The 19393-nt window shown below is 71.7% G+C and carries 15 protein-coding genes; 8 read left to right on the top strand and 7 right to left on the bottom strand.

The window, feature by feature from the left end:
• From ABZ463_RS34965 to ABZ463_RS34955, 3 genes are all read left to right on the top strand, one after another.
• On the top strand, nucleotides 1–787 hold a 787-nt coding region (locus tag ABZ463_RS34965; RefSeq protein WP_362782944.1), incomplete at its 5' end, for a DUF998 domain-containing protein.
• Nucleotides 788–1237: 450 nt separating this feature from the next.
• Nucleotides 1238–2452 (top strand): hypothetical protein, encoded by a 1215-nt coding sequence (locus tag ABZ463_RS34960; protein WP_362782941.1) that lies wholly within the window; start codon nucleotides 1238–1240, stop codon nucleotides 2450–2452.
• A gap of 2 nt (nucleotides 2453–2454) precedes the next feature.
• On the top strand, nucleotides 2455–4545 hold the full coding sequence (locus ABZ463_RS34955; RefSeq protein WP_362782938.1) for a tetratricopeptide repeat protein: 2091 nt from the start codon (nucleotides 2455–2457) through the stop codon (nucleotides 4543–4545).
• Nucleotides 4546–4554: 9 nt separating this feature from the next.
• On the opposite strand, the gene ABZ463_RS34950 is transcribed toward ABZ463_RS34955, so the two are convergent.
• Nucleotides 4555–5163, bottom strand: coding sequence for a helix-turn-helix transcriptional regulator (locus ABZ463_RS34950; RefSeq protein WP_362782936.1), 609 nt, complete (start codon nucleotides 5161–5163; stop codon nucleotides 4555–4557).
• A 506-nt stretch (nucleotides 5164–5669) separates the two neighbouring features.
• Here ABZ463_RS34950 and ABZ463_RS34945 point away from each other — a divergent pair.
• Nucleotides 5670–6098: a VOC family protein gene (locus tag ABZ463_RS34945; protein WP_352015503.1), complete on the top strand. Its 429-nt coding sequence runs from the start codon at nucleotides 5670–5672 to the stop codon at nucleotides 6096–6098.
• Nucleotides 6099–6110: 12 nt separating this feature from the next.
• Here ABZ463_RS34945 and ABZ463_RS34940 read toward each other — a convergent pair whose 3' ends face one another.
• Genes ABZ463_RS34940 through ABZ463_RS34930 form a run of 3 tightly spaced genes read right to left on the bottom strand, consistent with a single transcriptional unit; the run spans nucleotide 6111 to nucleotide 9985 of the window.
• Entirely contained in the window at nucleotides 6111–6962 is an 852-nt protein-coding gene (locus tag ABZ463_RS34940) for an alpha/beta hydrolase (RefSeq protein ID WP_362782933.1), read from the bottom strand.
• Complete coding sequence (locus ABZ463_RS34935) at nucleotides 6955–8160, bottom strand: MFS transporter (RefSeq protein ID WP_362782930.1); 1206 nt, start codon at nucleotides 8158–8160, stop codon at nucleotides 6955–6957. Before ABZ463_RS34935 ends, ABZ463_RS34940 begins: the two co-directional genes overlap by 8 nt.
• Before the next feature lie 7 nt (nucleotides 8161–8167).
• Nucleotides 8168–9985 carry a penicillin acylase family protein gene (locus tag ABZ463_RS34930; protein WP_362782927.1) on the bottom strand — a complete coding sequence of 606 codons (1818 nt, stop codon included), beginning with the start codon at nucleotides 9983–9985 and terminating at the stop codon, nucleotides 8168–8170.
• Nucleotides 9986–10069: 84 nt separating this feature from the next.
• On the opposite strand from ABZ463_RS34930, the gene ABZ463_RS34925 reads away from it, so the two are divergent.
• On the top strand, nucleotides 10070–11899 hold the full coding sequence (locus ABZ463_RS34925; RefSeq protein WP_362782924.1) for a helix-turn-helix domain-containing protein: 1830 nt from the start codon (nucleotides 10070–10072) through the stop codon (nucleotides 11897–11899).
• Between the two features lie 139 nt (nucleotides 11900–12038).
• Here ABZ463_RS34925 and ABZ463_RS34920 read toward each other — a convergent pair whose 3' ends face one another.
• The 3 genes from ABZ463_RS34920 to ABZ463_RS34910 form a co-directional block, all read right to left on the bottom strand.
• Nucleotides 12039–13322 carry a peptidyl-alpha-hydroxyglycine alpha-amidating lyase family protein gene (locus ABZ463_RS34920; protein WP_362782921.1) on the bottom strand — a complete coding sequence of 428 codons (1284 nt, stop codon included), beginning with the start codon at nucleotides 13320–13322 and terminating at the stop codon, nucleotides 12039–12041.
• A 320-nt stretch (nucleotides 13323–13642) separates the two neighbouring features.
• A complete protein-coding gene (locus ABZ463_RS34915) occupies nucleotides 13643–14113 on the bottom strand; it encodes a hypothetical protein (RefSeq protein ID WP_362782918.1) in 471 nt (156 codons plus the stop codon).
• Nucleotides 14114–14277: 164 nt separating this feature from the next.
• Entirely contained in the window at nucleotides 14278–14682 is a 405-nt protein-coding gene (locus tag ABZ463_RS34910; protein ID WP_352015446.1) for a ribonuclease domain-containing protein, read from the bottom strand.
• 488 nt (nucleotides 14683–15170) lie between these two features.
• Between ABZ463_RS34910 and ABZ463_RS34905 the strand changes: the two genes are divergently transcribed.
• The 3 genes from ABZ463_RS34905 to ABZ463_RS34895 all read left to right on the top strand — a co-directional run bounded on the left by ABZ463_RS34905 (nucleotide 15171) and on the right by ABZ463_RS34895 (nucleotide 19291).
• Entirely contained in the window at nucleotides 15171–16157 is a 987-nt protein-coding gene (locus ABZ463_RS34905; RefSeq protein WP_362782915.1) for a helix-turn-helix domain-containing protein, read from the top strand.
• Between the two features lie 107 nt (nucleotides 16158–16264).
• Complete coding sequence (locus tag ABZ463_RS34900; RefSeq protein ID WP_362782912.1) at nucleotides 16265–17641, top strand: FAD/NAD(P)-binding protein; 1377 nt, start codon at nucleotides 16265–16267, stop codon at nucleotides 17639–17641.
• A 162-nt stretch (nucleotides 17642–17803) separates the two neighbouring features.
• Nucleotides 17804–19291, top strand: coding sequence for an aldehyde dehydrogenase family protein (locus ABZ463_RS34895; protein ID WP_352015449.1), 1488 nt, complete (start codon nucleotides 17804–17806; stop codon nucleotides 19289–19291).
• Nucleotides 19292–19393 lie beyond the last annotated feature (102 nt).

Below are 19393 nucleotides of genomic sequence, written 5' to 3'. Positions count from 1 at the left end.
CCGCTCGACCGCCATGCCGCGCTCCCACAGCCAGGCGGCGACCAGCGGGGCGGCCAGGCGGGCCACCGTTCCCTGTCACATCGCTCGTTCGACGTGTCAGCGAAGAACCCGGCGCAGAAAGGCCAACGACATGACCGCCGTCCAGCTCCCCCGCACCACCTCCACCACCGCTCCCGTCACCTCCCGCGCCTCGCTGACCTGCCTGGCCGTCGCCGCTCCGCTGTGGGCGGCCGTCTCCCTGGCCCAGGCCGCGACCCGCGAGGGCTTCGACCTGCTCCGTCACCCGCTGAGCGCGCTGAGCAACGGCTCCCTCGGCTGGCTGCAGATCGCCAACTTCGTCCTCGCCGGGCTCCTGACCGTCGCCGGGGCGAGCGGTCTGCGCCGGGCCCTTGAGGGCGGCCCCGGCGGGCGGTGGGCGCCGCGCCTGGTCCTGGCCTACGGCGTCGGCATGGTCGCCGCCGGTCTCCTCGTCATGGACCCGGGCGACGGCTTCCCGGCCGGCACGCCGTACGGCATGCCGCAGGCGCTGAGCTGGCACGCCTACGGCCACATGGCGGCGGGCACGCTCGCCTTCGGCACCCTGATCGCCGCCTGCTACGTCCTGGGCCACCGCTTCGGCCGTACCGGGGAGCGCGGGCTCGCCGTCGCCTCCCGCGTCGCGGGCACCGCCCTGCTGGCCGGTGACCTGTGGGCCATGACCGGCGGTACGGCCGGCTCCCTGACGCTGGCCGTCGGCGCGATCACGGCGATGCTCTGGATCTCCGTGGTCGCTATCCGCCACCGGTGAGGCCTCTCGGGAAGAAAACCGCGGTCCGTGCGGGAAGACACGGACCGCGGTTTCCCGCATATCCCCGGGCGGCTCGCCTCTCGCCGCCCCCGTGGCGCATTGCGAATCTACCTGCGAAAAGAATTCCTACGTATACGCATTTCTCCTGATATCGACAGCCGTTTCTGCCATGCATCCTTTGTCGTGTCGCCGAAAAAACCGGTGACGCCCGTGGCTCCGGCCCCGGGACGTTCTCTTGGAGGAGGAGACATGAAGCCGACCACGAAGATGAAGAAGATCACTGTCCGTCGCGCCGGCGACGTCCGTCTGACCAGCGCCACGTGCTCCTGCCCTTACCCCCAGGCCAACTAGTAGCCGCCGGGTAACGGAACGAGGCTGTGCGCACCGATCCGTGCGCACAGCCATCCGGCCTCTCAGGGACCGGAACGACGGCGGAAGGGTTTGAAGGGCGTGGACGACGTCAGGATCGCTTTCCACGAGCTGAGCTTCGTCTCCGAGGGGGACGACGTGGTGGTCGGCAGGGTGGACGCGGACTCGTACGCGGTGCTGCCCAGCGACGGCGCCGCCCTGCTCAGGGAGATGACCCGGGGCATGCCGCCGGAACACGCCGCGCGGTGGTACGAGGCCACCTACGGCGAGCAGGTCGACATCGACGAGTTCCTTGAGACACTGCACGAGCTGGGGTTCGTCCGCTCCGACAGTGGCTCCGGCGGTGGCTCCGAGGAGAGCACGGCTGACAGGCGGCTGCCGTTCCGCAGGTTGGGGGAGGCCGCGTTCTCCCCCCTCGCGTGGGTGCTCTACGGCGCCGTGTTCTGCGTGTGGCTGTTCACCGCCCTGCGTGACACCGGCATCCTGCCCAGCCCCCACCACATCTTCTTCACCGACTCGCTGCTCGTCGTCCAGTTCGGGATCATCTTCGGGCAGTTGCCGCTGGTCTTCCTGCACGAGGCCTTCCACATGCTCGCCGGGCGGCGGCTCGGACTGCGCAGCAGGCTCAGCGTCAGCAACCGCTATCTGTACATCGTCTTCGAGACGCAGATGAACGGCCTGCTCAGCGTCGAACGCGGGAAACGCTACCTGCCGTTCCTGGTGGGGATGGTGTGCGACGTCGTCGTCTTCAGCCTGCTCGGCCTGGCCGCGCACCTCACCAGGACCGCCGACGGCGCCTTCTCACTGACCGGGCGGGTCTGTCTCGCGCTGGCCTTCACGGTCCTGATGCGCTTCGCCTGGCAGTTCCAGCTCTACCTGCGTACCGACCTCTACTACGTGTTCGCGACCGCGCTCAACTGCCACGACCTGCACAACGCCAGTACGGCGCTGCTGCGCAACCGGATCTGGCGGCTGCTGCGGCGCCCGGAACGGCTCGTGGACGAGGAGCAGTGGACCGAGTACGACCGCAGGGTCGGCCGGTGGTACGGCCCCTTCATCAGCCTCGGCGTCCTGGCCATGCTGCTCATCACCGTGTTCGGGTCGCTGCCCGTGGCGGTGCAGTACGTCCAGACCGCGCTGCGGAGCATGGAGGGCGGCGTGACGACCCCGGCCTTCTGGGACGGGGCGCTGGGGCTGCTCATCCTCGTGAACTGGTTCGTCACACCGGCCTACCTCGCCCGGCGCAAGCGCAGGCAAGCCCGCCAGGACCCGGTAACCGCCAAGGGAGTGAACTAGAGATGCCTGCCCACCTGAGGATCGTCGGCGACCGCCGTACCGACCGGCTGCGCCGGGCCACCGAGGAGCCGGACGGCGGGCGCGCCGTCGTCGCCGTGTGCCACCAGCGGTTGCGCGGTCCCTACACGGGCGTCGACACGCTGCTGCGGGCCGTGCTGCCCGAGGCGTACGCCCGCTGGCCCGAACTGGTCGACCGGCACCGGGTCGAGCTGCTCTACGGCGTCCCCGAGCTGGCGGAGCTGGTCGGGGAGGCGCCGCAGCAGCTCGCGTTCAAGGGGCCGTTCGAGGAGCGCACCCGCTTCTACGGCTCCCAGATGATCCGGTGCATGAACCAGGGCATCGTGACGTTCCTCAACGAGCACGCGCGGCGGCTCGCCGAGGCGGGCGACCCGGCGCCGCTCCTGGTGTTCGAGGACGCGCACGCCGCCGAGCCGTCCACCCAGGAGCTCATCGCGCTGCTGCTGCGCAGGTCCGACCCCGGCAGGCTGCGGGTCGTCGTCTCCACCGTTCCCGTGGCCTCCCTGACCGGGGAACTCGAAGGGGCGCTGGCCCGCCACACGGAGACCGTCCAGGCCGTGCCCGGCGAACCCTCCCCCGACGGGCGGTCGGTCGAGGAGCTGGTCAGGGCGTACGTCATGGCGGACGGCATCAGCGACGACCCGGCCGAGATCGCCGCCTACGAGGCGGCCGACCCGGAGTTCGTCCGGCGGCTGCACGACCTGCGCGCCGAGGAACTGACCCCGGACGCGGACCTGGGGACCAGGATGGGCGCGCTCCCGTACCACCGCGAGCGCGGCGCCGACCCCGGCGGACTGGGCCGGGAGGCCCTCACCGAGGGGCTGCGGATCAGCGCGGAGATCGGCTTCTCCGCGATGACCCTGGACATGGGGCTGCGCGGCAGGGCGGTGACCGACCCGGTCGCCAACGCCGACGACTTCCGCCGGTTCACGGCGCTGGCGGCCAACGCGCTGGTGCCGCTGCATCGCCTCGACGAGTCGTTCGACCTCTACATGGACCTGCGCAGGCGGTACACCGATCCGAACGCGCACATGATCTCCAGCTACGGCATCGCCATGCTGTACACCCGGTTCTTCTCGCCCCGCGACCACGAGACGGCGCTGGCCTGGCAGAACAACGCGGTGGCCATCGCCGCCCTGCTCCCCGACGCCAGGGAGCGCACCCTGCGCCAGGTGTTCAACGACAACGCCCTCGCGCTCATCGAGATGCACCGGGGCAACCTGGAGCACGGCCTCGAACTCATCCGGGTGGGCATCGAACGGCTCGACGCCATGCTGGAACCCGACGAGTGGGTGGTGCACCGCTCGCAGCTGCTCTACAACAGGACCCGGCTGCTGGCCGCGCTCGGCCGGACGGACGAGGCCTACGCCGACTTCACCGTGCTGATCGAGATGGACCCGTACTACACCGACTACCTGTGCGAACGGGCCAAGATCTCACGCAGGCGGGGAGACCTCGACGCGGCGCTCGCCGACTACGACCGGGCGGTCGCCATGGCCCCGCCCTTCCCCGAGCTGTTCTACAACCGGGGCACCGCCCGCGCCGAGGTGGGGGACGCCGACGGCGCGCTGGCCGACTTCGGCTACGTGCTGGAGATGGAGCCGGACGACGTGGCCACCCGGATGCGGCGCGCCGAGCTGCTCCTCGGCCTCGGGGACTTCGAGGCGGCCGAGGCCGACGTCGTCGCGGGCCTCGAACTGCGGCCCGCCGACCCGGAGCTGCTGTGCATGCGGGGCACGATCGCCCTGGAGTACGGCGACGCCGAGCAGGCCGCCCGGTGGCTGGACGCCGCGCTCGACGGCGACCCCGGATACGCGGCGGCGCTGGTCAACCGGGCGGTCGCGTCCTTCGAGCTGGGCCGTCCCGCCTCCTCCGTCGAGGACCTGACCCGGGTGCTCGACCTGCTCGGCCCCGACCCCGACGTGCTGCTCAACCGTGGCCTGGCGCACGAGGCGGCGGGCAGCGCCGACCTGGCGCTGCGGGACGTCGAGACCGCGCTCGGACTGCCCGGTGCCGACGTGGCCGAGCTGGAACCCGTACGGAAGCGGTGCAGGCGGCGGCTGGCCGGTGTGTGACCCGTGCGGTCACCTGCCCGCCCCGCGCTCGAAGGAGGCGACGATGCCGAGGCGCTGGGCGAGCAGCACGGCGTTGACCCGGTCGCACACCCCGAGCTTGCGGTAGAGCCGCTCCTGGTGCTTGGTCACCGTGCGCGGCGACAACCCCAGCCTGCGGGCGATGGCCACGGCGCTCAGGCCCGCGCAGAGCAGACGCAGCACGTCGTGCTCCCGGGGGGTGAGCCGTACGTCGGCGGCCGGGTCCGCCGCCCTGGTGATCGCCGTGTACGGCCTGACCAGCGTCTCCAGCGCCTCAAGCCGGGCCTCGCCCAGCGCGGTGCCGCCTGAGCCGATCACCCCGGCCAGCCACTCTCCCGCCGAGTCGGGGGTGACGTCCCAGCACCACAGGTCCTCCTGCCGGGTGAACACCCCCAGCTTCGGCCCGCTCCCGGCCAGCTCGCGCGCCAGGTCCTGCCCGCCGTGGGAGGCGGCCCACAGCAGACGCAGCGTGTCGGCCGGGACGGGATCTCCCGGCCCTGGTTGTCCGGGGTCGCCGGTCTCCGTCCGCGCGAGCGCTGACTCGTTCACCGTCATCGTCGCGGCGAGCATGGCGAGCAACATCGAGACGATTCGATGCACCCGTTCTCCTCCTTGCCTGATGAATGTGCCCTTGGTGAATGCCCCCGGTGCGATTCCACTACTAACCCAGTTCGGGCCCCCCGGCCATATCGCGGGTTGATTTGGGGGCCAAATGGGGGCCGCGTTTATTCCACCTTCCGTGAAAGGGGTTTGACCCGGTCCCGGCGTCGCGTTTTCCGGAAAAACGGGCCCTGCCCAGGGGATTTTCCCTCTCCCGACTGACCTGGTTTCGGGAGAAACCGGTGAGGGGGCGTTCGCGACGGGTCGCGCGGTCGCGACGGCGGTGACGTATGTCTGGCTCGGCATGGTGCCGGCCGGGGTTGACGCCCCCGTTCGCACGCCCACCACGCCTACATCGCCCTGGAGTCCGTCAAGGTCGTGGCCCTGCTGACGGCGGGGGTCCTGCTGCCGGCCGGGTGACCGGTCGCCGGGTGCCAGGATCGTGGTGTCGGTTCCGCCCCGGAACACGACAGCCGCGACGAAGGAGGACCACCGTGATCGAACGGATGGACAACGTCGGCATCGTCGTCGAGGACCTCGACGCCGCCATCGCGTTCTTCACCGAGCTCGGCATGGAGCTTGAGGGCAGGATGTTGATCGAGGGGGCCTGGGCGGCCCGTGTCGTCGGGCTCGACGACGGCATGCGGTCCGAGATCGCGATGATGCGCGTCCCCGGCGGCCACGGCAGACTTGAGCTGGCGAAGTACCACACCCCGGCGGGGATCCGCCCGGAGCCGGAGAGGGCGCCGGTGAACACGCTGGGGACGCACCGTGTCATGTTCGCCGTCACGGACATCAACGACACCCTCGACCGGCTGCGCGCCCACGGCGCCGAACTCGTCGGCGAGGTGACGCGCTTCGAGGACAGCTACCTGCTCTGCTACCTCCGTGGCCCGTCGGGCATCATCGTCGCCCTGGCCGAACAGATCGGCTGATCTCCCTAGGGGTCAGCCGACCAGTTTGAGGATCTCCTCGGCGACCAGGCCGGGCTCGTCCTGGGGGACCATGTGGCCGGAGCGTTCGGCCAGGACGTGACGGCCCAGGGGCCGGTCCTCGACGAGTTTCCTGTGGGCGGCGACCAGCGCGGGGCGGAAACGCCTCTCCACCTTGCTCGGGGAGAGCGCGCCGCTGATCGCCGTGACCGGGACCGGCGGCAGCGCCGCCCCCGAGTCGCGCAGGCGGGCGAGGCCGCCGGCGAGCGCGGCGTACTCGGCGCGGGTGGTGCGCAGTTCGGCCACGCTGGTCATCTCGGCCAGCGCCTCCTGCCGCATCTCCCGGGGGAACAGCGCGAGGATGCGGCGCAGCTCCGCCGGGACGACCTTGACGCCGAGGCGCGCCAGGCCGATCACGACGGACTGCATGGCCATGGTCATGGCCCGCACGCTTCGCCAGTAGTAGAAGTCGAGGTCCTCGACGGCCTGGTCGACGAGCACGAGCCCGGCGACCCGCCCGGGGTTGGCGGCGGCGTAGGAACGGATGATCGGGCCGCCCAGACTGTGCCCGGCCAGGATGTAGCGCTCCTCGCCCAGGGCGTCCAGCAGGTGCCCCAGGTCCTCGACCATGCGGTCCAGGTCACGGCGGTGCGCGTCGCGGTCGCTGCGGCCGAACCCGGCCCGGTCGTAGGCGACGACCCTGGTGCGTTCGGCGACCAGAGGCATGACCAGCCCCCACTCGACCCGGGAGGCGCCGAGCCCCGATTCGAGGACGACGACGGGCCGCCCCTGCCCCTGACTGACGTGGTGCAGCCGCCGTCCGTCCGGCAGGGTCGCGTACCCCTGCTCTCCGAAGACACTAGACATTGACGTTCTCCTCCCGGACGGGAACCAGCTCAGCACGGATGGTACGGGCCGTCGAGGCGATGAGGACCCCGGCGAGCAGGCCGGGCAGGGCGATCGAGGCGACCGCCCCCGCCGTGCCGTACGTCTTCTCCACGGTGTTCAGCAGGGCGGCCCCGGCCAGGCCGCCGATCGCCAGGCCCACCCCGAACAGGCTGGCCATGTAGCTGCGCCTGGCCGGACCGGTGACCGCGATCATGATCAACGTGACCATCGGGACGATCATCGGCGTCAGGACCAGGCCGGTGAAGAAGGCCAGTAGCGTCAGGGGCAGGACCGGGGCCGCCGCGCCCGCCGCGAAGGCCAGCGCGGAGCAGGCGACGATCCGGGCGGCGACGACCGGCACCCTCCCGGGGTCGGCCTGGAAGATCGCGTCGAGCCGCCTCCCGAAGGAGACCAGTGCGACGACGGCCCCGGCCGAGGAGATCGCCGTGAACAGACCCCGCACGTCGGTCTCCATGCCCCAGCGTTCCTTGAGGTGAACCGACAGGAACGTCGCCGCCGGGACCAGGAGCATGCCGTAGGCGACGAAGGCGGCGAAGACCCTGCGCAGCGTCGGCGAGCGCAGCGGGCTCCCGTCCGGCGTCACCTCCTCGCGCCGCCCGATCCCCGGGTCCCGCAGCCGCAGCGCCGACAGGCAGCCGAGCATCGACAGCACGCCGAGCACCGCGTAGACCGCCCGCCAGTCCAGGCCGAACCAGCCGGACAGCGCGGAGACCGTCAACGGGCTCAGGATCGCTCCGGCGGGCATCGCGGCGCCGTACAGGGCCAGGACCCTCCCCCGGACGGCGGGCGGGTAGACGTCGGCCAGCAGCGGGGAGTGCAGCGCGATCTGGCTGCCGTTGGCCAGCCCGCTGACCAGCAGCAACGCGCCCAGCGTCCAGATGTCCCCGGCGAAGGAGATCGCGAAGGTCGACCCGCTCCAGACGAGGCCGGTGACGATGGAGACCAGGGCGCGGATCGGGCGGCCCCTGACCACGGCCGACATCAGGAACGGCGCCACCCCGACGGCCAGCAGCTGGATCGCGAGCAGGGAGGTGAGGGTGCCGGTCGAGACGCCGAACGAACTCGTGATGTCCGGGGCGAGCACGCTGAGGGCCTGGTTCACGAACGCGTCGGTGATCGCCAGCATGCCGACGGCGAAGACGGGATAGAGCCTCATGCGGACCTCATGACGGGTCGAAGACGATCGGCTTGACCTCACCCCGGCTGTACAGCGCGGCCTGGCCGGGCATCGCGACGCTCCAGGAGCGCATGCCGTCCCCGCCCAGGGCGACGATCCGCAGGCAGGGACCGCCGGCGAAGGCCGTACCGCCCGCGTAGTAGGTCGAGCGCAGGGAGACGTCGAGCCCGAGCGCCCCGCCCCGGCCCGGCGCCCCGGTCGGCAGCCGGTGCCCCTCCCCGTAGACCTCGTACGTCCGGGAGGCGGCCCGTTCGACGGCGCCGAGGAGGTCCTCGTCGTCGGAGATCCGTTCCCGCCAGGCGACCCAGGCCGTGGCGTCCGCCGAGTCCGGGGCGGCGTGGCCGTCGAAGGCGAGCAGCCGGTGCAGCAGCCTCCGGTGCCCGGCGGGCCAGGCGCCGACCCGGCCGAACTCGGCGGCGGCGGCCTCACGGAGCCTGGCCTGCCAGACCCCGGTGTCCGGCCACCGGTCGTCGAGCGCCCACGCGGTCACCTCCTCCAGGCTCACGGAGAAGGCCCTGGGCAGCAGTTCGGCCAGGCGCCTGCCCCGGCTGGTGTCCCGGCCCGGCTCGTCGTTGAAGACGTCCGGGTGCCAGCGCTCCGGCGCCAGGGCCGGGTCGGGGGTGACGGTGTCGGGGGCCGTGTTGCAGTTCTGCAGGTAGCCGGAGGCCGGGTTGACGATCCGCACCAGGTCGGCGGCGGGCCTGACGCCGAGCCAGGCGGTGGCCGAGGTGTTGCCGTCGAGCACTCCCCCGCCCTGCCCCGGGGGCCTGAGCGGCACCCGCCCGGTGCGCTGGTAGAGGCAGTCACCCGAGGCGTCGGCGGCCAGCACGTTCTGCGGCGGGAAGGCGCACGCGTCGAGCGCCGCGCTCAGTTCCCCCACGTCGCGGGCCCGCACCATGGCCGCGAACTGCCGCTCCGTCTCCCCCGCCAGCCCCATGTACGGCGTGCACACCACGTAGACCGCCTCGGCGTCCCTGGCCAGGACGGGCGCGACCACGCCGTTGTGCACGACGTACTCGTGGCCGTCGTGCCGCAGGACCTCCCTGGGCTCCCCGTCGTGGAGGTAGCGGTCGCCCTGGACGGCGATCCGGTAGGCGTCGGAGACCCTCGGCCCCCCGGTGGTCAGCCCCCAGGCGCAGGTCCGGTTGTGGGCCAGCGGCGGCAGCATGGCCCCCAGGAAGCAGAAGCCCGCGTAGTGCAGGTCACCGGCCCTGACGACGGCCTCGTGCATGGCGAACGCGCCGCCGAAGGGCAGGTGCGGGTCGCTGACCACGAACGTCTCACCGGTCGCGGTCCGCCAGGGCCGTACCACCCAGGCGTTCGAGCCGAGCGGGGCGTAGCCGACGTCCTTCTCCGAGGCCGGTTCGTTCGAGAGCACCCCGGCGGCGCGCAGCGCCTCGACGCCGTCGGTGATGATCCAGAACAGCATCACCATCCGGTTGACGCCGATGGGCAGGGCGGCCTCAAGCGGCGGGGCCCAGTCGGGGACCCGCTCGGGGTGCTCCTCCATCCACGCGCCGATCCCGGCCACGAACGCCTCGTAGCAGGTCCGCAGGTCACCGGGCATGGACTCAAGTCCCCGCCTCGCCTCTTCGAGCACCTGCCAGCGCCGGTGCACGGCGTCGCGCTCCGGCTCGCCGAGTTCGCCGCGGACGAGGAGGTACTGCCTGAGCACGCCGTGCAGGTCGTCCCGCGCCTGCGCGTACCCGAGCCCGAAGTAGGCGGCGGGCTCGGTGGAGGCGTCGATCAGCGGCGTGCCGTACGCGTCCCGGAGAACCCGCACTGAGCCCCAGGAATTGTCCATGCGTTAACCATGGGTGAAGAATGTCCGGAATTCCTTGGCCGATCGGACGAGGAATCACCCCGGGTGTTGGCCGATACTGCACGGATGAACCAGGTCGAGTACCTCGAACCGTCACTCGCCCAGGTGGTCGAGCGGATCGGGACCCGCTACGTGACGGTCGTCGGCGCCCCGCGCGGGGTCGAGGTCCCGGTCTCCGGGCCCGCGATCCACGATCCGCTGAGTTCCGTACCGCCCCGCCCCGGGTCGATGGTGCTGCTGGTCGGGCTGACCGCCGGGTCCCCCGAGGCCGCCGCGACACTGCGCGGACTCGGCGGGGCCACGGCCGCCGTGCTGCGGGCCGACGCGCGGGACGCCGCGCCGCTGGCCGAGGCCGCCGCCCAGGCGGGGGTGGCACTGGTCGCGCTGGAGTCGGCCATGTCCTGGAGCCACCTGCACACGCTGGTCGAGGAGACCGTCCTGCTCGGCGAGAACCTGGTCGCGGCGCCGGGCGGCGACCTGGGCAGCGTCCCGGTCGGCGACCTGAACACGCTGGTCAACCTGATCGCCGAGACCCTCGACCGGCCGGTGGGGATCGTGGACACCCAGTGGCGGCTGCTGGCCTACTCGGCCGTACCCGGCCAGGTCAACGACGACCTGCAACGCGACGTCATCCTGAACCGGGTCGTGCCCGAGCGCAACGCCCCACGGGAGACCAGGCGGCTGCTGCTGACCACCGGCCGCGCGCTGCGTTTCCTCACCAACGCGCCCTACGACACCGCCGACCACACGATCTGGCGGGTCGGGGCGGGTATCCGCGGCGGCCAGGAACCCCTCGGCATGCTGTGGGTCCTCGAAGGACGTGACCAGCTTCCCGACGACAGGCTCGTCCTGGTCGAGGAGTTCGCCCGGCTGGCGGCGGCGCACCTGCTGCGGGCGCGCACGGCCAGGACAGCCGACCGGGAACGCCACGGCGAGCTGGTCGGACAGGCCCTGGACGGCACCAACCCGCGGACCGCCTGCCGTCGCCTCGGTCTCGACCCGGACGCGGGGATCGCGGTGCTGGCCGTGGCCGGGCTCTCCCTCGGCGCCGACGACCCGCCCGGGGAACACCTGCTCGACGGGGTCGCCACCTACTTCGACGCCTACCGGCGTTCGGCGGCCTGCGTGCTGCGCGCCGAGACCGTCTACTGCCTGGTCCCGACTCCGGACCTGACGGCGCTCAGGGAGATCGCCGCCGACCTGGTCCGGCAGCTCGGCAGGCGCGGGCGGCTGGTCGCCGCGATCGGCGGGCGGGTCCCGGCTGAGGCGCTGCCGCGTTCCCGCCGCGAGGCCGACCTCGCACTCGCCGCCCTACGCGCCTCGGCCGCCGACCCGGGTGCGACGGCCGGATCGGGTACGGCGGGCACGGCGGTCGGCCCGGGTTCGACGGCCGGATCGGGTACGGCGGTCGGATCGGGTACGGCCGGCGGCCCGGGTTCGGCGGTCGGCACGATCGACGAGGTTCGCGCGGCGGCGACGCTCATCGAACTGCGCGCGCTCCTGGAGGACCATCCCGGCCTGCTCCTGCACGAGGCGGACCCCGCCCTGCCCACCGGAACGCCCTCCTCGGGAACCCCGTCCTCAGGAACCCCGTCCTCAGGAGCACCGTCCTCAGGAGCACCGTCCTCAGGAGCACCGTCCTCAGGAGCACCGTCGTCGGGAGCACCGTCGTCGGGGGCCCTTTCAGGAGCACTGTCTTCGGGAGCGCTGTCGGAGACGGCCGAGTCGGCGTTGGCCTGGATCGAGAGCCACGGGGACGTCCGGGCCGCCGCCCGGCGGCTTGGCGTGCACCCCAACACGCTCCGCTACCGCGTCCGCAAACTCGCCGCCGACGGCCTCGACCTGTCCGACCCCCAGACCCGCCTGGTCACCTGGCTGCGCCTGCGGCTGCTGTGACGGTCGCGCTTCCTGCGACGACCGTGCCGGGATCCAGCCGGTCCGGAACGGCCGCGCGAGGATTCAACCGGCCTGGGACGACTGTGCCAGGGCCCAGCCGCCTGGGGCGGCTACGCGAAGGTTCAACCGGTCTGGGCGTTCAGCGGGGAGCCCAGCGCCACAGCGGCGGGCCGTTGAGGGCGGCGACGTAGATCTCGCCCGCCGGGCCGACCGCGAGCTGGTGGGGGTCGGCGTCCTGGTCCGCCAGCGCCCAGCGCCGCGTCACCGACCCGTCCCCGGCGAGGGTGACGACGTAGCCGCGGTGCCGCCCGCCCTCCTCGTCCAGGGCGTCACCCCCGTCGAGCACGTACAGCACGTCACCGGGACCGACCGCCACGTCGTACGGCCTGCCGATCGCGGCCGAGGAGTGGGTGGCCAGGTGCCGGCCGTCGGCGGAGAAGACCTGCACCCGCGCGTTGCGCCGGTCGGCGACCACGACGTCACCGTTGCCCCGCAGCGCGATCCCGTGCGGGATGGAGAAGGCGCCGTCACGATCTCCCAGCTCGCCCCACGCCCCGGCGAACCGCCCGGCGGCGTCGAACACCCCCACCCTGGAGTTGCGGTAGCCGTCGGAGACGAAGGCCCGTCCGTTCCCTCCGGCCACCACGTCGGTCGGCCTGGCGAAGATGTAGGGGTCCCCGGTGCAGCGCAGGTTCGTCAGCGTGTTCCGTACGGCCAGGCAGGTGTCGAGGCCGAAGCCGTAGTCGTGCCCGATCGTCCGTTCGAGCCGCCCGTCCCCGGTGAACACCGTGACGTGGTTGGTCGTCACGTCCGTGACCCACACCCGGCCCTTCCCGTCGACCGAGACGCCGTGCGGGGAGGCGAACATCCCCGCTCCCCAGGATCGCGTGACCTCCCCGGTGCCCGCGTCGAGGACGACGACCGGATCGACGTCCATCATCCGGTCCGCCGCGAACGCTCCGCCGCCCCGGTGCAGCAGCAACACCTCACCCGTTCCGGTCACCGCGACCCCGGAGCCGATCGCGGCCCCGGCGGGCGGCCGTCCCCACGGCGTCAGCGTCGAGCCCGGTGGAACCGTACGGTCGACGGCCTCGGAGACCACGGCCCCCCGGGTTGGGTTCCCACGCAGCAACAGCCCGGCGGCCCCGGCGGCGAGCAGCGGTACGGCGGCCAGCAGGACCCGCCTGCGAACCCGCCCTCCCCGGGAGGGGCCGTCGCTTCGGGAGGTGGCACCGTCCCGAGGGGAAAGGCCGTCGCTTCGCGAGGCCGCACCGTTCTGGAAGGTCGTGCCGCTCTGAGGGACCATGCCGTTCCGACAGGAGGGGCCGCCGCTTCGGGAGGCCGTACCGCCCTGGGAGGCGTTCTGAGGGGCGGCGTCGTTCTGAGGAGAGGCGTTCTGGGGGGTGGCGTCGCGCATCGCCATGGGGCTCGCTCCGGGGGGTACAAGCGCCCCGGTCGTGGCGGGGCGCACACGGACCGGGTCACGTGTGCGCCCAGTGTCGGCCCCGACACCGGGGAACCGCCATCGGGGACCTCCCCGATCATCCGGTCAGGGAGGTCCCGATGCGCGCGGCGGAGAACCTCCCAGCGCGCGATGGTCGGAACCGGCGATTTTGAGGAAATCGAGGCGCCGAAGACGCCGACGACCGGGCGGGTGATTCCGCCGCGCCGGTCTCCGAATGGATCCGAAGGTGTGGGCGACCGTCACAGCAGGAATGTCACACCCGTTCGGGGACGCCCGGACTATTCGTGATGCTCGGACCCTTTCAGCAGCCGAACGACGTCTTCCGCGGTCGCCTCACCAGCCATCCTGTGAAGAGTCCTGAAGAATCTGGAATCACCCATGAGTTCACGCTGGTGAGCCAGGAGGCGCAGGTCGTGAGTGACATCGCCTCCCGTCCGCCGATGAACGGTGAAGCTTTGCGCGGCGTAGTCCAGACCGGTCGTCAAATCATCTGCCTCGGTGTGAGCAATTCCCAGGTTTCGGAGCGCCTGCGCGAATCCGGCGCTGTCTCCGGCATGGTATGCGTCGGCGAGGAAATGTTGATTCTCCTTGATGACCTTTCGGTGTTCTCTCCCGATGCGAGGGGTCGTGATCAGAATGACAAGGAAGACAATTGCTCCAAGCGCGGGCACCGAGGGAATCGTGTACCAGTCCGTGATGACGCTCGGCACCACAGGGATCAAGCAGGCCAGCAGACCGACGACGGCCACCCAACGCTTCATAGGACCCCCGTCAGGGCGTTGGCGAAGTGACGTCACGGAGGGGCCGGTGCGGGAGCCGGCCCTCCCCGACAGGGGGACTTTCTCACGATTCGGAGGGTGCGCGACAGGCACAACGACGGCGAGGTGACGGCCACACTGCCGTACCGGTGGGGTCAGAGCCGGTAGAAGTCGGTGTAGTGGTTGGGGGAGAACCAGACGACGCCGGTGGAGCGGTTGACGACGATGCGGTAGGCGTCACGCGCCGCGCCCCTGGCCCGGGAGTACACGTCGTACTCGTAGTAGGTGGCGCCCGAGGGCAGCTGCCCCTCACGGTTGTAGAACTGACCGCCGGTGTAGTTGTACCGGCCGTCGGGCCAGGAGTACCACCCGCTGCTCGTCGGGTATCCCTTGGCCGCCCAGATCGAGGCGGCCGAGCGGGCGTCGGAGCACCGGGAGACGGTGCAGGTCGAGTAGACGGCGGCGTCGGCGGGGGTGACGGCGACCAGGCCGGTCAGGAACGTCATCACGGCGAGCGTGACGGCGAGCGGAACGGACCGGATACGACGGGGGGCGTTCACGGGGCCTCCTCACAGACCACGAAGGGGCGGACACCGCCAGGATCACCGCGGGATCGCGCGACGAGGACGACGCCCGCCGAAGGCGGGATGAACTCTTCGTGGCCCGGAGAGGACATGCGTTTCCCTGCCAGGAACCGCGATTCCCCGCCGCGGTTTCCGGATGCCCGTGTGAAGTTTCCCCGCCCGACCGAAATTCCGGGTGTCCGGCGCGCCTCCCGGATGCGTGAAGAAGCCCTCTGGATGCCCGTAGAGAAAGAGGATTTCCGTCTGACCAGATCGACCACTCCCCGTACCGCGTCGTCCACGGTCCGCGCTCCGGCGTCACTTCCGTCCCTCAGGCCACACCCGGACCACCACCGGAGGCGAAATCCATGAACATTAATCGAAGTGACGTTCCAAACCGTGGTTTCTAGGGTTCACTTGTTCCATGAGAAATAGTCAGACGGTTGTAGAACTGTCCACCGTCACACTGACGGTCGGCTGACCGGATGTCCGCTTTCCGATCGGTGGTTGTCTTCGCCACGGATGGCGTGAGCACGTTCGACATCGGGGGGATAGGCGCGATCTTCGCCGACCGCCTCGAAGCCGGGCTTCCGCCGTTCGACTTCACGGTGTGCGCAGAGCGGCCCGGTCCGCTCCGCACCGACCTGGGCCTGTCGATGCACGTCGAGCACGGTATCGAACGCCTCGACAAGGCCGAACTGATCATTCTGATGCCGGGGTACGACACCCGCCCCGAACCCACCCCCGAGTTGGTCGCCGGACTGCGCGCGGCCAACCGGCGCGGCGCGATCATCGCCGCCTTCTGCACCGGCACCCACCTGCTGGCCGCGACCGGGTTGCTCGACGGACTGCGCGCGAGCACCCACTGGCACCTCCTGGATGACTTCGCCCAGGTCTATCCCAACGTCACCGTGACCGCCGACACCCTCTACATCGACGAGGGGCTGGTGATCACCGGCGCCGGGATCATCGCGGGCATCGACATGTGCCTGCACCTGCTACGCCGCGAACACGGCGCCGCCGTGGCCAACGTCGTCGCCCGCGCGTTGGTCGCCGCGCCGCACCGGGACGGCGACCAGGCCCAGGTCATCACCCGCTCGGTGCCCGGCGACGAGGACGCGCTGTTCGCCGGGGTCATCCACTGGGCCCGCAACAACCTGGACAGACCCCTGCTCGTCAACGACCTGGCCGCCCAGGCCCTGATGAGCCCGCGCACCTTCGCCCGCAAGTTCCGGGCCGCCATGGGCACGACGCCGCACTCCTGGCTGCTGGCCCAGCGGCTCAGCCGCGCCGAGGAGCTCCTCGAAACCACCGAACTGCGGATCGAGGAGATCGCCCGGCTCGTCGGATACAACTCCGTCGCGGTCTTCCGCGAGCAGTTCGCCAAACGGCGGGGCCTGTCACCCCGTGCCCACCGCCAGCGCTACAGCCGCAGCCCCGAACCGAGTTACCCCTCCATGGCGGCCGGCTGAGAACCACCTGACAGGGCGGGGGTCGATGGCGGCAGAACCCCCGCCTACCAGGGGTCCACGCAATACATCCCATATATCCTACCAGGATAGTGGGTATGATGGACGCCGTGTCAGGATCTCCATCTGTCGTCATCGTGGGTGGTGGCGCGAGCGGCACCTTGGCCGCGGTCCATCTCCTCCGCCTGGCGCGGGCGCGTGCCATGCCACTGGAGATCATGTTGATCGACCAGTACGGCAGGCACGCGCAGGGCCAGGCCTACTCGACCACCGACCCCCGGCACCTGCTCAACGCCGCGACCGACAGGATGAGCGGGCTGGACGACGACCCGGGGCACCTGCTGCGCTGGGCCCGGGACAACGGGCTCGACGTCGACGGCTCCGGCTACCTGCCACGGCAGGCCTACGGGCGCTACCTGCGTGACCTGCTGGCCGCCGCCGAGGACCGGCCCGTCCGGGTGGTGCGCCGGGTGACCGCCACGGCGACCGCCCTCCTCCAGTGCCCCGACGAGGGCCCCGACGTGCGGGTCCAGCTCTCCGGAGGCGGCCGGATCGGTGCCGACGCCGCCGTGCTCGCACTGGGCAACCGCCCCCAGGCCCCCTGGCCGAGGGTCGTGGACGCGGGCAGCCGCCGCTACGTCGCCGACCCGTGGGCCCCCGGCGCCCTGGCCAGGATCCGTGACGGCGCGCCGGTCCTCGTGGTGGGGACCGGGCTGACCATGGTGGACGTGGCGCTCACGGTGACCTCCGCGCACCCGGGCACGGTGGTGCACGCGCTGTCGCGGCACGCCCTGCTGCCCCGGCCTCACCCCTGCCCCGTGCCGCCCCCGGTCCAGGCCGCGATCCCCGAGGGACCGCTCGGCCTGGCCGCCCTGCTGCGCGCCGTACGGCTGGCCGTACGGGACAACGGGGGTGACTGGCCCGCGGTGGTCGACGGCCTGCGCCCGCGGACCCAGCGGCTGTGGGCGAACCTGAGCCCGGACGACCGGCGGCGCTTCCTCGACCTGGTCGCGCGCCACTGGGAGGTCCACCGGCACCGCATCCCTCCCGCGACGGCCGCCAGGATCGGCGAGTTGCGGGCGAACGGCAGGCTGCGTGTGCTCCGTGGCCGGCTGGTCCGGGCCACGACCGGCCCCGGGGGGATCAGCGCCCGGGTGAGCGCCGACGGCACCGTCAGGCGACTCGACGTCGGCTGGCTGGTCAACGCGACCGGCCCGGGAAGCGGCGTCGCCGGTGATCCCTTCCTGTCCCGCCTGGTCGCCGACGGCGTGGTACGGCAGGACGCGCTGCGGCTCGGGATCGACGCCGATCCCCGCGGCGCCGTCCTCGACGCGACGGGCCGGCCGAGCGACCGGATCTTCACGCTGGGGCCGACGCTGCGCGGAACCCTCTACGAGACGACGGCCATCGCGGAGATCCGCGCCCAGGCCGCGGCCCTGGCCCCTCGTATCGCCGACGCTCTCGCCCTGGCCGTTCATCCACGGTGACCCTCAGGCCACCCAAATCACACCTTGTGCGCTTTCCTCACGCATAGTGTCATGAAGGCTACTCGTCCAACGGGCCGCCCTCCCAAGGACCGGGACGCTCATCGGCACGGGCGGACGCACGGCCCGGCGGAGCGCCTTCGAACAGGAAGGGAGCCAACGCCAATGACGGTGGCCCTGGACAAGAGCGTCGAGGACTTCATCACCAGCCCCCACCAACTGTTCATCGACGGCCAATGGGTCGACGCCGCGTCCGGCAGGACCTTCGCCACCCCCGACCCCGCGACCGGCCAGACCCTCGCGCACGTCGCCGAGGCCGACGCCGAGGACGTCGACCGGGCGGTACGCGCGGCCCGCAGGGCCTTCGAGCACGGCCCGTGGTCCAGAATGACCGCCTCCGAGCGGGGACGGATCATCTGGCGGATCGGCGACCTGATCCTGGAGCACGCCGAGGAGCTGGCCCAGCTCGAATCCCTGGACAACGGCAAGCCCCTGTCCGTCGCGCGGGTCGCGGACGTCCCGCTGGCCGCCGACCTGTTCCACTACATGGCGGGCTGGGCCACCAAGATCGAGGGAAACACGATCGCGCTTTCGGTGCCGGGTTCGACCTTCCACGCCTACACCCTGCGCGAGCCGGTCGGTGTGGTCGCCCAGATCATCCCGTGGAACTTCCCGCTGCTGATGGCCGCCTGGAAGCTCGGCCCCGCCCTGGCCACCGGGAACGTGGTGATCCTCAAGCCCGCCGAGCAGACCCCGCTCTCGGCCCTGCGGCTGGCCGAGCTGATCGCCGAGGCGGGGGTGCCGGACGGCGTGGTCAACGTCCTGCCCGGGTACGGCGAGACCGCGGGCGCGGCGCTGGCCGCCCACGACGGTGTGGACAAGGTCGCCTTCACCGGCTCGACCGAGGTCGGCAGGCTGATCGTCCACGCCGCGGCGGGCAACCTGAAGAAGGTCACCCTGGAACTCGGCGGCAAGAGCCCCAACGTCGTCTTCGACGACGCCGACCCCGCCCTCGCCGTCCAGGGCGCGGCGAACGCGATCTTCTTCAACCACGGCCAGTGCTGCATCGCCGGGTCCCGGCTCTTCGTGCACCGCAGCCGGTTCGACGAGGTCGTGGAGGGGGTCGCCGAGATCGCCCGCGGCATCAGGCTCGGCCCCGGCCTCGACGCGGACACACAGATGGGGCCGCTGGTCTCCGACGAGCAGCTGCGCCGGGTGACCGGCTACCTGGACTCGGGCCGCCAGGAGGGCGCCAGGACCGTGACCGGCGGCGACCGGCACGGCGACCAGGGCTACTTCGTCCAGCCGACCGTGATCACCGACGTGCGGCCGGAGATGCGGCTCGTCCGTGAGGAGATCTTCGGCCCCGTCGTGGTCGCCTCGCCCTTCTCCGACCTGGACGAGATCGCCGCCCAGGCCAACGACACCGTCTACGGGCTCGGGGCGGGCATCTGGACCCGTGACATCTCCAAGGCGCACGCCCTGGCGGGGCGGATCCGCGCGGGCACGGTCTGGATCAACTGCTACAACGTCTTCGACGCCGCCCTGCCGTTCGGCGGCTACAAGCAGTCGGGCTGGGGCCGCGAGATGGGTCACCAGGTCCTCGACGCCTACACCGAGGTCAAGTCGGTCTGCACCCAGCTCCACATCTGATCCCCACCCCGGCGCGCCCGCCGCGCAGGTCCGGGCGCGCCGGGCACTCCTCACGGAGCCGGGTTCAAGGGACGGAGGGCCCTGCGGGCAGGGCCCTCCGCG

The organism is Streptosporangium sp. NPDC020145, from assembly GCF_040631275.1.
Lineage (GTDB): Bacteria > Actinomycetota > Actinomycetes > Streptosporangiales > Streptosporangiaceae > Streptosporangium.
This window is presented reverse-complemented; position numbering and strand designations above follow the sequence as displayed.